Annotated in this window: 1 protein-coding gene; it reads left to right on the plus strand. The window is 63.3% G+C overall.

Annotation, left to right across the window (positions count from 1 at the left end; translation table 11 throughout):
- On the plus strand, window positions 1-477 hold a 477-nt coding region (locus P0D71_RS36075), incomplete at both ends, for a cytochrome ubiquinol oxidase subunit I (RefSeq protein WP_408483896.1).

A 477-nucleotide genomic window follows, 5' to 3' on the forward strand; every position in this document is an offset into this window, starting at 1 on the left:
TTCCTCGTCGCGCTCGGCTCGAACCTCTCGGCGCTGTGGATTCTGGTGGCCAACGGCTGGATGAACAATCCGGTCGGCGCCACCTTCAACTACCAGACCATGCGCATGGAGCTCGACAGCATCTTCTCCGTGCTGTTCAATCCGGTCGCGCAGGTCAAGTTCGTGCACACCGTCTCGGCGGGCTATGTGACGGCCTCGATGTTCGTGCTCGGCGTGTCGTCGTGGTATCTGCTCAAGCGCCGCGACACCGAATTCGCGCTGCGCTCGTTCGCGATCGCCGCCGGGTTCGGCCTCGCCTCCACGCTGTGCGTGATCGTGCTCGGCGACGAATCCGGCTACCGCACCGGCGAAGTCCAGCAGGTCAAACTGGCCGCGATCGAATCCGAATGGGAAACCGCGCCTGCGCCGGCACCGTTTACGATCATCGGGATACCGAACCAGAAGGAAGAACGTACCGACTACGCGATCCGGGTTCCC

Source organism: Paraburkholderia sp. RL17-383-BIF-A (assembly GCF_046028015.1).
Lineage (GTDB): Bacteria > Pseudomonadota > Gammaproteobacteria > Burkholderiales > Burkholderiaceae > Paraburkholderia.